The sequence below is a fragment of the Nonomuraea rosea genome, assembly GCF_039539705.1.
Classification (GTDB): Bacteria; Actinomycetota; Actinomycetes; order Streptosporangiales; family Streptosporangiaceae; genus Nonomuraea; species Nonomuraea rosea.
Window position 1 is genome coordinate 163,497 of record NZ_BAABDQ010000013.1, and the last position, 12,874, is coordinate 176,370.

Below are 12,874 nucleotides of genomic sequence, written 5' to 3' on the forward strand. Positions count from 1 at the left end.
CGCGCGTGCTGGAATCGCAGGTCCCGCTGCTGATCGTGCTCCTCTGCATGGGTACGGTGGCCAAGGTCATCACGGTGCGGTCAGGAGGTGAGCCGGGCGCGCTGGCCAGGCTGGGGCCCGCGGTGCTGGTTCCCGGCCGCATGCAGGTCCCGGCGCTGCTGGTCTGCGCCGGCGGTGAGGTCATGCTGGCCGCGGGGCTGCTGCTCACCACCCATCCGATCTTCAGGTGGGGTACGGTCGCCTTCTTCGCCCTGTCCACGTACGTCCTGCTGGAGCTGCGCAGGCGACGGCCGGACGCGGGGTGCGGCTGCTTCGGCGAGGTGAGCTCGGCGCCGGTCGGACTGCGCTCGATCGGCCGGACCGTGACGTTGACCGGCATGGCTGGCGTGTCGGTGTGGGCGCCGGTCGCCGGCTGGGAGGCGTTCGGTCAGCCGTCGTGGCTGACGGCCGCGGGAGTGGCCCTGCTGGCCGTGCTGTCGCCCGAGATCGAGGAGCTGATCGACCGCGTACGGTATCGCGCTCCCTGCGAGCAGCGGCGCGGCCCCGCCGAGTCGGTCACGCTGTCCAGGCTCAGGTCGAGCGGCACCTGGCGGGCCCACCAGGGCGAGCTGACCTCGGCCGAGCCGTACGACAGCTGGCGCGAGCTGTGCTGGCGCTTCTTCGCCTTCCAGAACCACGACCAGGACGACGTCGTCTTCGCCGTCTACCTGAGCGGGCGGCGCCCGGCGGTGCGGATGGCGGTGGTCAGCGGTGAGGACAGCGGGTCTCTGACGGAATATACGCCAGTATCGGCCTGACGCTAGAGAGCGCTAGATTTCGCTCGACAGGCAGGCTGATATAGCTCTATTGGGCTGTCTAGCTTCCCCACTAGACAGCCCAATAGAGGTCTAGGGGCGTCGCTCAGATCGGCTGAGCGCGCAGGAACCTGCCGAAATGCGGCACCGTGAACGCGATCAGGCCGCGCTCGGCGCTGTAGATGAGCCCTTTCTTGATGAGGCTGTCGCGAGCGGGTGAGAGGCTGGACGGCTTTCGCCCGAGGGCGTCGGCCACCTCCGAGGTGGCGACCGGCTCGTCGCCGATCTGCGCCATGGCGTGCATGTAGTCGCGCTCGGCCGGAGTGGCCCGCTCGTAGCGGCTGCCGAAGAACCCGACCGCGAGCTCCTCCTCAGCCTCCGGCGCGGAGACCTTGACGTCTTCGATGGTGATCGGGGTGCGCGGCGCCAGGTCCCAGGCGACCTTGCCGTAGGCCTGCACGAAGTAGGGGTAGCCGTCGGCCGCCTCATAGAGGGCGTCGAGCGCCTCCTGGGTGAACTCGACCTCTTCTTCGCGGGCCGGCAGGATCAGCGCGAGATCGGCCGCGTCCCGGTCGAGCTTGTCGATGCGGGCATAGCGGAAGAGCCGCTCCGAATAGCTCTTGCTGGCCGACAGCACGCTCGGCAGGTGCGGCAGCCCGGCCCCCACCACGATCAGCGGCCCGCCGGACTGCGAGAGCTCGTGGCAGGCGGCGCAGAGCGCGGAGACGTCGGCGGCCTGCACGTCCTGCATCTCGTCGATGAACAGCGCGATGCCGACGGCCAGGTCGGTGGCCACGCTGGCGGCGTCGACGAACAGCTCGGTGAGGTCGATCTCCAGGTCGCCCGAATCGGCGCGCCCGCGGCTGGCAGGCACCTCGATGCCGGGCGACCAGTGTGAGGTGCCCTTGGCCGCCGCCGGATCGCGCATGGCGAACGCCTTGAGCACGCCGAGGAACTCCTCGATGCGCTCGGGCGCGCGGTGCCGCGGGGCAAGCTCGCGGATCGCCATGTGCAGCGCCGCGGCCACCGGCCGCCTGATCGACTGGTCGGGGCGGGCCTCGATCTTGCCCGTGCCCCACAGCCGCTGCATGGCCATGGATTTGAACGTGTTGAGCAGGACGGTCTTGCCCACCCCGCGCAGGCCGGTGACGACCATGCTGCGCTCGGGACGGCCGCGGGCCACTCGCTCCAGCACGACCTCGAACTGCTGCAGCTCACGGTCGCGCCCGGCCAGCTCCGGCGGACGCTGCCCGGCGCCGGGGGCGTAGGGGTTTCGCACAGGGTCCACGCTCTCGGACTTTATTGCCGGATATAGCGGCCGTCTTAGATTTGGGAAGAAAGTGCTACGGCGTGTCCGAGCAGGGGCGGGCGCGAGCAGCGTCATCGGACACACCCCCTCTCACCAGGCCGAACCCTTGTTCGATTTCGATACCTAGAACTGTAGCGCGCACTCGAACACCTATGCGATGGTTTCGAGTAAAGATCTTTGCAACAGGCTCCGCTCGCGGGGCGTCTGTGTAGGTGTGGAGTTCGAGGATTTCGTCCGGGCGCGCGGCTCGGCCCTGCTCAGATACGGCTACGTGCTCACCGGCAACGCCGACGACGCCGACGATCTGGTGCAGGAGGCCTTGCTGAAACTGAGCAACGGCTGGCGCAAGGTCCGCAACAAGGACAATCCAGAGTCGTACGTACGGACGATCATGGCTCGCCAGCACATCAGCTGGTGGCGCAGGCGGCGCAGAGAGCTGCTGACGGACGACGTACCAGAGGGCTCCCATCTCGACAGCCACTCCTTCGGCGAGCTGTGGAAGGAGCTGGCCACGCTGCCGCGCAGGCAGCGGGCCGTCCTGGTGCTGCGCTACTACGAGGACCTGTCGGATCAGGAAATAGCCGAGATTCTCGGAATCTCCCGGGGAACCGTGCGCAGCCAGGCGTTCCGGGCGCTTCACACGCTACGGGTCAAGCCGGCGATGCTCGAAAGGGGACAGTTGTGAGGTCAGAGGACGAACTGATCGGTGCACTGCAGTCGGCGGCCACGCGCGCCCCGGAGGAGGGCGACCTGCTGGCGGACATCGCGCGGCGCAGACGCCGCAGGAGCCGGCGGCGTGCGCAGGCGCTGGCCGTCGCGGCCGTGGTGGTCATCAGCGTGGGCGCGGCGGGGGTGAGGGGCGTGTTCTCCGGCGCGGACGGCGGCAGAGTGGCCGCCCCGCCCAGCGGCAGAGTGGCCGCCCCGCCCAGCGGCGACAGCACGGCCACCGCCGCCGTGCTGTCCCCGAGCCCCGCCACGACCAGGACACTCGTCCCGCGGGCGGGCGAACAGGGCGTGGCCGCGGCCGAGCTCTGGCCGGAGGCGGTCTTCACGATGCCCGCCAAGAACGCCGACGGCTGGCGCTACCGCCCCGTCACCAGCATCAGCGCCACGGAGGTGCTGCTCAGCGCCGATTCGTCGTTCGAGAAGCCCGGGAAGTTCGAGGTGTACGACTCGTCGACGGGCACGTCGCGCGTGGTCACCACGGTCCCGCGGACGCCCGGCCTCGACGGCTACATCCCCCAGACCGCCGGCACCGACGGCCGGACGCTCACCTGGTTCGCGTACGGCGAGAAGGACGACGTCCCTGTACGGGAGATCTGGGCGGTCCCGCTGGCCGGCGGCGAGCCCGAGCTGCTCGGGACGTTCACCGGCGAGCACGCGCAGATGGACGCCATCGGGGTCGACGGCGAGCACGTCTACTGGTCGGAACGGTCCGGCGGCGTCTGGCGCATCCCCGTCACCGGCGGCGCGGCGGCGCAGGTGCCCGGCAGTGACGGGCTGCACCTGCTCAAATGGCCGTACGCCGTGGACGTGGCCAGCCCTGAAGATCCCGACCGCAACCAGAGCAAGCTCGTCGACCTGGCGAGCGGCCAGACCACCGTGATCACCGCACCCCCGGCGGCGAAAAGCCTGCGCTGCGGTATTTCCTGGTGCGCCGGAGACGGCGAGCAGGGCCCCTTCGCGCAGAGACTTGACGGCACCGGGACGATCCGTCTCACCGATAGGTTCACATTCCGGATGGTCGAGTTCCCGATCCTCGACCGGTTCCTGAACGCGGGGGCGACCATCTACGACAGCGCCACCGGCAAGCTGGCCGAGATCGGGATCGGGCAGGGCAGCAAGATGTACGGCACCGGCACGTCCTCCGAGCCGAGCACGATCGCCTACTGGAACGGCGAGCCCGGCACGTTCAAGGTGCTGAACTTGGCAGCCGTCCCGCCCGCGCAATAGCGTTCTCGACCATGCGGACCTTCGCGAATGTTCAGGAGCTCAAGGCGGCCGTCGGCGAGACGTTCGGGCCGACCGAGTGGCGCACGGTCACTCAGGAACAGGTCAATCTCTTCGCCGACGCCACCAGCGACCACCAGTGGATCCACGTGGACGTGGAGCGGGCCAAGGAGGGGCCGTTCGGCGGCACGATCGCCCATGGTTACCTGAGCCTGTCGCTGCTGCCGTCGTTCATGTTCGAGATCGTCGAGGTACACGGCATCGCGATGGGCGTCAACTACGGCCTGAACAAGGTCAGGTTCCCCCGGCCCGTGCTGGTCGGCGCGCGGATCAGGGCCGTGGGCGAGCTCACCGACGTCAAGGGCACGCCGGCCGGCTACCTGTCCAACCTGAAGATGACGATCGAGATCGAGGGCGAGAAGCGGCCCGCGTGCATCGCCGAGACCCTCAGCCTGTACGTCCCCGCGCAGTAACCCGCTGATTTCGTGCAACAGTAACGCGCGCTCATCGATCCCTGGGTTCGTGGAAGATTTCGACGAGTTCGTCCGAGCCCGGGGCGACGCGCTCCTCCGGTACGGCTATGTGCTGGCCGGCAACTCCGAGGACGCGGCCGATCTCGCACAGGAGGCGCTGGCCCGTCTGGGCGACGCCTGGCCACGCGTCCGCAAGAAGCACGACCCCGAGGGGTACGTGCGGACGATCATGGTCAGGCTGCACATCAAGTCGTGGCGCCGGCGACATCGCGAAGACCTGGTCGCCGCCGTCCCCGAGCGCGGCGAGTTCGACCGGTACGGCGACGCCGCCCTCTGGGCCGGCCTTCAGGAGCTGCCCCGCAAGCAGCGGGCCGTGCTCGTGCTGCGCTACTACGAGGACCTGCCGGACCAGGAGATCGCCGAGATCCTCGGCGTCTCTCGCGGGACCGTGCGCAGCCAGGCGTCCCGCGCCCTGGACAAGCTCCGGATCAAGCGCGTGTTTCAGGAGGCACGATGAGCGGCGAACAAGATCTGATCCGGACCATGCGAACGGCTTCCGGCCAGGTGGAGCGCCGTGATCTCGCGGCGGGCGTGGCCGCGCGGCGGCGCGCCAGGCGTACCAGGCAGCGGGTGCAGGTCCTGCTCGCGGCCGTCGCGGTGGTGGCGATCGCGGGCGGTACGACGGCGGTGCTGTCGGGCGCGGACCGTCAGCCGCCTCCGCCCGCCGTGTCGGTCACCCCGTCCGCACCCGAGACGTCCGTCCCCGCGACGAGGCCGGCCGCCGAGCTGTGGCCGCAGGCCGTCGTCAAGGTGCCGGCGAAGAACGCCAAGGGCTGGAAGATGTACCCGGTGACCGGCCTGAGCGCGACCGAGATGCTGCTGATCGCGAACTCGGCGTTCGAGAAGGGCGGGCGTCTGGAGGTGTACGACTCGGTCTCGCGGACACTCCGCGTGCTCGGCGACATCCCCAGCCCTAAGAAGAAGTACTACGCGCAGCACATCGCGGTCGGCGCCGAGTACATCGCCTGGTACGGCGAGACGCCCCAGGACAGCGATGACTGGGCGGATTTCTGGATCATGCCCAGGGAGGGCGGCAAGGCCCGGCGGGTGGGCGAGGTCGCGGCCGACGTCGAGGAGATCGCCGTCACCGGCGACTCCCTCGTGTGGTCGGTGAAGAAGGGCGGCGTCTACCGCATGCCGCTGACCGGCGGCGCCCCCGAACCGCTGCCGGGCGGTGCCGGGCTCCACCTGTCCGCCTGGCCGTGGGCGGTGGCCCGGGCCGTCGAGCGGCCGGGCGCGAACCAGACCCGCGTCGTCAACCTGGAGACCGGCCAGTCGTCCGACGTCGCGCTGCCCGAAGGCGTGCAGGCGATGCAGTGCCACGCGCAGTGGTGCGTCGGCGTGCTGAACAAACGCGTGATCGTACAGCGCGTCGACGGTTCCGAGCGCAAGAGCCTGCCTCAGAGCCTGCGGCCGAACGGCATGCGGCTCCTGCTGGGTGACCGATATGCGGTGCTCAGACCGTACGAACCGGATCGGAACCGGACCGGGGTGCCGCTCGCCGTGGTGTACGACCTGCCGACCGGGCTGATGGCCGGGCTCGGTGAGCGGTCGGCAGGGACGGCGGTTTCCGGCGGCGTGGGTACGGGCGCCTCCGCCTCCGCGCCGTCCGCCACGGTCTCCTGGGACGCCGATCTGCAGTATTACGAGACGTGCGGGAAACCGGGCTGCGCGGTCAAGTCGCGCGGTGGCGGCAAGGAGTACACCGTGCTGAACCTGGCGGCCGTCACACGATGACCGTCACGATCGCCGCGATCGCAGCGAGGCCGATGAGCCCGAGATAGGCCAGGACGAGCCGGGTGTCCCGGAGCACGCACTTGCTCCGGGTCAGCCCGGCTCGCCGCGCCTTCCAGTAGCCCGCGAACCCCAGCGCCGCGAACCCGAGCGCCGCCCACGGCCCGAGCAGCCAGCCGAGCAGCGCGACGGTCGCGTACACGCACAACCGGAGCGGATCGTGCGGCTCCTTCACAGGATCACCTCGAACGGCGTGCGCGGTCGCGAGGCCACGGCGGACAGCCGCTGCCGCGACAGCTGCGGCCACGCCTGTACGGCGCAGAACGGCGCGCACTGGTCCTGCTCGGCCCGCGTGCCCACGTGGACGCAGCACTGCGTGAGCCGTTCCTCGATCATGGTCGAGATGTCCATGAACGGCTTGACCGTGATGCGCACGACCCGCTCCCCCAGCATTCTGCGCAGCTTCTTGCGCCGGCCCGGCAGCGCGGAGGAAGCGAGGGTGAGCAGGGTGGAGATGCCGAGGTCGCAGTTTTCGCAGATGTCGCGCCACAGGTCGCCGATCTGCGGGTGCGACAGGGACGACTGCTCCGACAGCAGGCCGAGCAGCGACTCCTGGACGGCCTGCCGCAGCTCGCGCGGCAGCTCGGTGTCGGCGATGCGGTTGGAGACCAGGCCGAGATTCTGCTTGAGGCGATCGTGGCCGATCAGCGCGGTGAGCGAGCGCCACTGCCGGGCGTCGTCGCGGATGAGGTAGCCGACCGAGCAGCAGTGGGGGTGTGAGCAGGGCAGGGCGGTGAGGTCACGCCAGGTCACCAGGCCGCCGGTCTGCGGGCCGAGGCGGCTGAGCACGCCGGTGTGGGTGAGCCGGTCCGAGGGGTCGATGGCGCCCGACCTGCCGGAGCCGAACTGGGGTTGCAGCGACACGCCTCCGACGTACGGGGTGTCGAGGGCGAGGCGTACGACGTCGCCGATCTCGCCGTCGTTGACGCCCAGCGCGGCGGTCATGACGAGCGTGGTGAAGATCTCGCGCTCCGACAGACGCTGGACGGCTTGCGCCTTCAGGCGGGTCAGGTCGCCGCCCCGGTGGTGCTTGGAGGCCTCCGCCGAGCTGCCGTCGTACTGGAGGTAGACCTCGACCCGCTCCCTGTGCTCGGTGAGGAGGTCGAGCAGGGCGTCGTCCCTGGCGATGAGGACGCCGTTGGTGTTGATCAGGATGCGGGTGACCGGGCGTTGCGCGAGCTCGGCGAGGAGGGTCTTGAGCTCGGGGTGGAGGGTGGGCTCTCCGCCGCTGAGCATGAGGACGTCGAGCTTGCCGTTCTCCCGTTGGAGGCGCTGGTCGACGTTCGCGAGGATGTCGGGGACGGGGACGATGCCGGTGAGGTCGGGTGAGCTGTCGGCGAAGCAGGTGGGGCAGCGCAGGTTGCAGGCTTCGGCGATGTCTTCGAGGAGGATGCAGGTGTGCTGGGTCTGCATCTCGGGGAGGCCGTGGAGGTAGGCGCTGGGGATGGGGAGAAAGTTCCCCGACATATCCGGCATGTGCTGCTTTGTGGGGGCGGTCCATTCCTCCAGGTACGCCAGGATTTCTGGGTCTTCGTCGTACAAAGTGCGGATAAATCCGTGTTCGCGGCAGCCGCGCTCCAGCCAGACCTTGCCGTCGCGGGCGACGAGATAGCCGCTCAGCCGTTCGACCTTGTCGAGGTCCTGGCCGTGGCAGTGGGGGCAGAACGCGTTGACGTACCTGAGGATGCGGTCTCCCCGCAGGCCCATCCCTGTGCTCATGTCATGACCTTCCGCTGGAAAAGGGGATCGTAGTGGCCGCGCCGCCAGCCGTACCCGACTCTGAGACCGAGCAGCAGCAGGCCCGGGATCAGGAACCACTGGGGTCGGGTGAGGTCGAGCCAGACCGTCTCGTTCGCCCTGGTGAACTCGACGAGGAAGCGGAACGCGGCGTACCCGGCCAGGTACAGCGTGAACAGCTCGCCCGGCTGAGTGAGCCGCTTGCGCGCCCAGACGAGCACGGCGAACGCGACGAGCTGGAAGATGATCTCGTAGACGAACGACGGGTGCATGGCCTGTCCGGTGAGGCAGCCGGGGCATTCGGGCGTCGAGGGCGGGGCGTGCACCCCCCACGGCAGGTCGGTGGGGCGGCCCGGCGCCTCGGTGAGATGGCAGCCGATCCTCCCGACGGCCATGCCGAGCGCCACGGCCGGGGCGAACAGGTCTCCGGTCCGCTCCCGATAGCCGATGACCTTCTTCGCGATCAGCACTCCGACGTACGCGCCGGTCAGGCCGCCGAGGATGCTGCGGGAGCCGTACAGCCAGAGGTCCTCGAGGGCGAGCGTCTCCAGCCAGCCGGCCAGCCGCATCCCGATGGCGCCGCCGACCAGCGCGCCGGTGACGGCGACGAGCGACTGCTCGTTGAACGCGCCCCTTCTCCTCGCCTCCAGGACGAAGACCACGGAGGCCGCGAACACGCCGAGGCCGACGAAGATCTCGTGGTAGGGCATGTCAGCCGTACAGGCCCGGGTTGAGGCCGGTGCAGAGGCCGGCGGACAGGATGGACCAGAGCGCCCAGCCGATCATGAGCCCCAGGCCCAGGCCCTTGGACCAGGGCTTGCGCAGGAACACCAGCCACGCGCCCAGGCCCAGGCCGAAGAGCGCCAGGATGATCGCGGCGGTCACGATGTAGGCGGTGGCGTTGCCTTCCTGGTTCATGGCTACGACGAAGATGAAGAAGCCGACCAGTGCGTTGACGACGCTGTAGAGGGTCAGGCCGGCGAACACCAGCGCGATGAGCGAGCCCACGGAGCCACTGCTGGGAGGGGGCTGGGGCGGCGGCCCATACCCTTGCTGCCCATGCGGTTGCCCGTGCGGCTGTCCGTATGGGGGCTGCCCGTATCCCTGTTGTCCGGATCCTTGCTGCCCGTACGACGGCTGCCCGTGAGGGAGCTGGCCGTGCGGCGGCTGCCCGTACGAGGGCTGGCCCTGAGGGGGCTGCCCGTACGACGGCTGACCGTGCGGCGGCTCCCCGTGCGGGGGCTGCCAGGACGGCGTTTGCCCAGGCATCGGCCCCGGAGCCGCCCCAGAGGTCGGCCCAGAGGTTGGCCCCGAAGCCGGCCCCGGTGGCGACCCTGGCGGAGGGCTGAACGACGGTGGCCCGGACGGAGGCTGCTCGGGCAGCGGTCGCGCACCGGACGGCGGCGGGATGGTCGCGGAACCACCGGACGGCGGCACAAACTCCGGCCTACCGGAACCCAGCGGCCCTTCGCGACCTTCCAGGCCTTCGGGACCTTCCGAGCCCCCAGAAGCCCCCGAACTCCTCAGGCCCTCAGGACCGTTCGAGCCATCGGGACCTTCCGAGCCTTCGGGACCTTCCGCGTCCCTGCGCCCCTCAGGACCTTCCGCACCCCTGCGCTCCTCGGGACTCTCCGGACCTCCTCCCGAGCTCCCGGCCTCTTCGGGCTGCTCGGGCCGCTCCGGATCTCCCGACGACGACGGCTGCGACGGTGGTGATGTGCTCATATCTCGGCGTACCCCCTAGTCGTGATCAGACTAGAAGCCGGCCGTTGACATCCGATCAACACCACCCAGCACGCCTTTCTGATACCGCCTTCGCGCTCGAAGCAGCAAGACCGATCAGCAACAGCCCGCTCACGGCGCTCACCCTACGGCTCTAGGCCCTCCGAGTAATAGATCGCCGCCTGCACCCGGCTCTTCAGCCCCAGTTTGTTCAGCACCCGGCTCACATGGGTCTTGGTCGTGGCCTCCGCCATGTCCAGCTCCCTGGCGATCTCAGCGTTGGAAAGCCCGCGCCCGATGCACGCCAGCACCTCCCGTTCCCGAGGCGTCAGGCCCTCCGAGTCGGCCACCGGCTCCCGGCGCGGCGCCTGCTCGGCGAAGGCCGCGATCAGCCTCCGCGTGACCCCAGGCGAGATCAGCCCATCCCCTCTGGCCACCAGCCGCACGGCCTCGACCAGGGACTCGGCTTCGGTGTTCTTCAACAGGAATCCGGCCGCACCGGCCCGCAAAGCGCCGAACACATATTCATCAATATCGAACGTCGTCAGAATCAGCACGTCGCAGACTCCGGCCAGCTCCCTGGTCGCCGAGATCCCATCGAGCCGGGGCATCCGCACATCCATCAACACCACATCGGGCCGCAGCTCGCGCGCCATGGCCACCGCCTGCTCCCCATCGCCCGCCTCCCCCACGACCTCGAGATCGTCCGCCCCATCGAGGATCAACACGATCCCGGCGCGCACCGCCGCATGATCATCAGCCACCAGAACCCTGACCGTCACCGCTCCTCCAGCACACTCACGTTCGTTCACCAGCAGATCGCTCCGCCCCCGAGGACTCTTCCTCGCCCAACGCCCGACCCCCCGCACCACCCGCCCAACCTCTCGGACCATCCGTCCGATCCCCCGCACCACCCGTCCGATCCCCCGCACCACCCGTCCGACCCCTCGGACCATCCGTCCGATCCCCCGGACCACCAGCGCGAACCGAGCCGTCAGGCGCACCCGCCTGAGCCGGCCGCGCCACCGCGTCAGTAGAGGTCGGCAGCGAGGCCAGCACCCGCCACCCCCCCCCCCCCGAAGGCCCGGCCTCGAAGGACCCCCCGACCAGCGAAGCCCGCTCCCGCATCCCGATGAGCCCGGCCCCGGCGCCGGGCAACCGCGCCTCGCGCTCGCCGACCGCGTTCTCGACCCGCACCAGCACCCGCCCAGCCTCGTACGAGATGAGCACGGAAACGGGCGAGTCGCCGTGCTTGAGCGCGTTGGTCAACGCCTCCTGCACAATCCGGTAGCCCGCCAGATCGACCGAAGCGGGCACCTCCCGGGCCTCCCCCTCGACCCGGAAATCCGCCTCAAGCCCTGCCCGCGTCACCCTGTCGACCAGCGTCTCGGCGTCGGCCAGCCGTGGCCGGGTGGCCTCCGCCTCGTCGCCTTCATGGCGGAGCAGCCCGATCATGGTCCGCATCTCGGCCAGCCCCTTCACGCTGTTCTCGCGTACGGACTCCATGATCTTGCGCACGGTCGCCCGGTCGAGATCCTTTCTGGACAGCGCGGCGGTGGACTGGATGGCGATGGCGCTGAAGTGGTTCGCGATCATGTCGTGCAGCTCGCGAGCCATCCGCGTACGCTCGGTCGCGATCGCGGCCTGCCGGTCGAGCTCGGCGAGATGCGCCACCTGCTCAGCACGTACGCGCTCGGCGGCGGCCCGATCCCGCTGCTCCCGCAGCACCAGGGCAGTCGTGACGGGCACGACGAGCACGAGCCCGGCCTGCACCCCGATCACCGCCAGCACCCGCCAGTCCTCCGCCATGAACCCCGCCACCGCCCCACCCCCCACCGCCAGCGCGGCGGTGATGCCGAGCAGCACCCGGGCGAGCCGGGCCGGGCCATAAAGGGCGGCGGCGTACAGATTGTCGGTGAAGATGAGCACCGTCCCCAGAGACGGCCCCACGAACGCGTCCGCCACGATCCCCGCCACCCCCAGCCCCAGGCAGACCAGCGGCGCCCGCTGCCGCACCAGCACCCCGACGCAGGTCAGAGCCAGCGGAATGCCGAGCAACCACTCGGGCACGCCGCGATGGGAATAGGCCCCACCCGCGATGAGCATCACGCCCATCGCGAAGGCCAGCCCGGCCCACAACGCCACCCGGTTCATGTCCCCCATCCCACCACTCGCAGGCAGCGCTTTCCTCCTGCGGGAGTCAGCCTGTGGATACACCCTTCGATGTATCCACAGGCTCATGCCCCCTGACGATGCGCGGAGCCCGACACTCTCCGAGACTGGTACACGTGATCGTCGCCATCCTCATAGGCTGCGAGGTCGCCTTCTGGGTGCTCCTCGGCCTCGGCCTGGCCAGCCGTTACCTCTGGCACCGCCGCCGGCTCAGCACGGCCCTGCTGCTCACCGTCCCCCTCCTGGACGTGATCCTCCTGATCGCCGCGGTCGCCGACATGCGCGGCGGCGCCACGGCGGACCTCCGGCACGGCCTGGCCGCCGCGTACCTCGCCTACTCGATCGTCTTCGGCCACCGCACCATCCGCTGGGCGGACGCCCACTTCCACCACCGCTTCGCGGCCGGCCCGCCCCCCTGGAAACCACCGTCCGGCGGCCTGGCCCGAGCCCGCCACGAGTGGGCGATCTGGCTCCGCATAGTCCTCGCGTACGCCCTGGCCTGCGCTTTCCTAATGGCCCTGGTCTGGCTCGTCAACGACCAGCCCCGCACCCAAGCCCTGATCGACTTCATGTACGCCCTGCTCAAGGTCCCCTTGATCGCCGTACTCTGGCCCGTCAGCTACACCCTGTGGCCCCGCAAGGCCGAACCCACGCGTCCGTGATTGCCCCATCCGGTTCGAGGCACTCCCCAGAACCCGCTATGCTTGTAACGCAGCAAGCGGCCGTAGCTCAATGGATAGAGCATCTGACTACGGATCAGAAGGTTACGGGTTCAACTCCTGTCGGCCGCGCTCACTAGAAAGGCCCGCTACCAGGGGTTCCTGGGAGCGGGCCTTAGTGTTTGTCAGGACAATTTCGCGATC

The 12,874-nt window shown here is 69.6% G+C and carries 14 protein-coding genes and 1 tRNA gene; 8 read left to right on the top strand and 7 right to left on the bottom strand.

The window, feature by feature from the left end:
• Positions 1-5 precede the first annotated feature (5 nt).
• A complete protein-coding gene (locus ABEA43_RS28680) occupies positions 6-797 on the top strand; it encodes a MauE/DoxX family redox-associated membrane protein (RefSeq protein ID WP_345566582.1) in 792 nt (263 codons plus the stop codon).
• Between the two features lie 103 nt (positions 798-900).
• On the opposite strand, the gene ABEA43_RS28685 is transcribed toward ABEA43_RS28680, so the two are convergent.
• Positions 901-2,082 (bottom strand): AAA family ATPase, encoded by a 1,182-nt coding sequence (locus ABEA43_RS28685; protein WP_345566584.1) that lies wholly within the window; start codon positions 2,080-2,082, stop codon positions 901-903.
• A gap of 235 nt (positions 2,083-2,317) precedes the next feature.
• Here ABEA43_RS28685 and ABEA43_RS28690 point away from each other — a divergent pair, with 235 nt between their 5' ends.
• The 5 genes from ABEA43_RS28690 to ABEA43_RS28710 are packed head-to-tail and all read left to right on the top strand — an operon-like array spanning position 2,318 to position 6,323.
• On the top strand, positions 2,318-2,788 hold the full coding sequence (locus tag ABEA43_RS28690) for a SigE family RNA polymerase sigma factor (protein ID WP_345566586.1): 471 nt from the start codon (positions 2,318-2,320) through the stop codon (positions 2,786-2,788).
• Positions 2,785-4,056: a TolB-like translocation protein gene (locus ABEA43_RS28695; protein ID WP_345566588.1), complete on the top strand. Its 1,272-nt coding sequence runs from the start codon at positions 2,785-2,787 to the stop codon at positions 4,054-4,056. The genes ABEA43_RS28690 and ABEA43_RS28695 overlap by 4 nt, the downstream gene beginning before the upstream one ends.
• An 11-nt stretch (positions 4,057-4,067) precedes the next feature.
• Positions 4,068-4,526 (top strand): MaoC family dehydratase, encoded by a 459-nt coding sequence (locus ABEA43_RS28700; protein WP_345566590.1) that lies wholly within the window; start codon positions 4,068-4,070, stop codon positions 4,524-4,526.
• A gap of 49 nt (positions 4,527-4,575) precedes the next feature.
• On the top strand, positions 4,576-5,043 hold the full coding sequence (locus ABEA43_RS28705) for a SigE family RNA polymerase sigma factor (RefSeq protein ID WP_345566592.1): 468 nt from the start codon (positions 4,576-4,578) through the stop codon (positions 5,041-5,043).
• Between the two features lie 26 nt (positions 5,044-5,069).
• Positions 5,070-6,323: a TolB-like translocation protein gene (locus tag ABEA43_RS28710; protein ID WP_345566594.1), complete on the top strand. Its 1,254-nt coding sequence runs from the start codon at positions 5,070-5,072 to the stop codon at positions 6,321-6,323.
• On the opposite strand, the gene ABEA43_RS28715 is transcribed toward ABEA43_RS28710, so the two are convergent.
• From ABEA43_RS28715 to ABEA43_RS28740, 6 genes are all read right to left on the bottom strand, one after another.
• Positions 6,313-6,555: a hypothetical protein gene (locus ABEA43_RS28715; RefSeq protein ID WP_345566595.1), complete on the bottom strand. Its 243-nt coding sequence runs from the start codon at positions 6,553-6,555 to the stop codon at positions 6,313-6,315. The two genes, ABEA43_RS28710 and ABEA43_RS28715, sit on opposite strands and share 11 nt — an antisense overlap.
• Complete coding sequence (locus ABEA43_RS28720; RefSeq protein WP_345566596.1) at positions 6,552-8,099, bottom strand: radical SAM protein; 1,548 nt, start codon at positions 8,097-8,099, stop codon at positions 6,552-6,554. The genes ABEA43_RS28715 and ABEA43_RS28720 overlap by 4 nt, the downstream gene beginning before the upstream one ends.
• Positions 8,096-8,827 carry a prolipoprotein diacylglyceryl transferase gene (locus ABEA43_RS28725; RefSeq protein WP_345566598.1) on the bottom strand — a complete coding sequence of 244 codons (732 nt, stop codon included), beginning with the start codon at positions 8,825-8,827 and terminating at the stop codon, positions 8,096-8,098. Before ABEA43_RS28725 ends, ABEA43_RS28720 begins: the two co-directional genes overlap by 4 nt.
• Before the next feature lies 1 nt (position 8,828).
• Positions 8,829-9,125, bottom strand: coding sequence for a hypothetical protein (locus ABEA43_RS28730; protein ID WP_345566600.1), 297 nt, complete (start codon positions 9,123-9,125; stop codon positions 8,829-8,831).
• An 860-nt stretch (positions 9,126-9,985) separates the two neighbouring features.
• Positions 9,986-10,621, bottom strand: coding sequence for a response regulator (locus ABEA43_RS28735; RefSeq protein ID WP_345566602.1), 636 nt, complete (start codon positions 10,619-10,621; stop codon positions 9,986-9,988).
• 16 nt (positions 10,622-10,637) lie between these two features.
• Entirely contained in the window at positions 10,638-12,002 is a 1,365-nt protein-coding gene (locus ABEA43_RS28740) for a sensor histidine kinase (RefSeq protein WP_345566603.1), read from the bottom strand.
• Positions 12,003-12,127: 125 nt separating this feature from the next.
• On the opposite strand from ABEA43_RS28740, the gene ABEA43_RS28745 reads away from it, so the two are divergent.
• Both ABEA43_RS28745 and ABEA43_RS28750 read left to right on the top strand, forming a co-directional pair.
• The gene (locus ABEA43_RS28745) at positions 12,128-12,673 is read left to right on the top strand and encodes a hypothetical protein (protein ID WP_345566604.1); all 546 of its coding nucleotides are present in this window, start codon (positions 12,128-12,130) and stop codon (positions 12,671-12,673) included.
• 56 nt (positions 12,674-12,729) lie between these two features.
• Positions 12,730-12,802: transfer RNA gene (locus tag ABEA43_RS28750), tRNA-Arg, on the top strand.
• Positions 12,803-12,874: the final 72 nt, after the last annotated feature.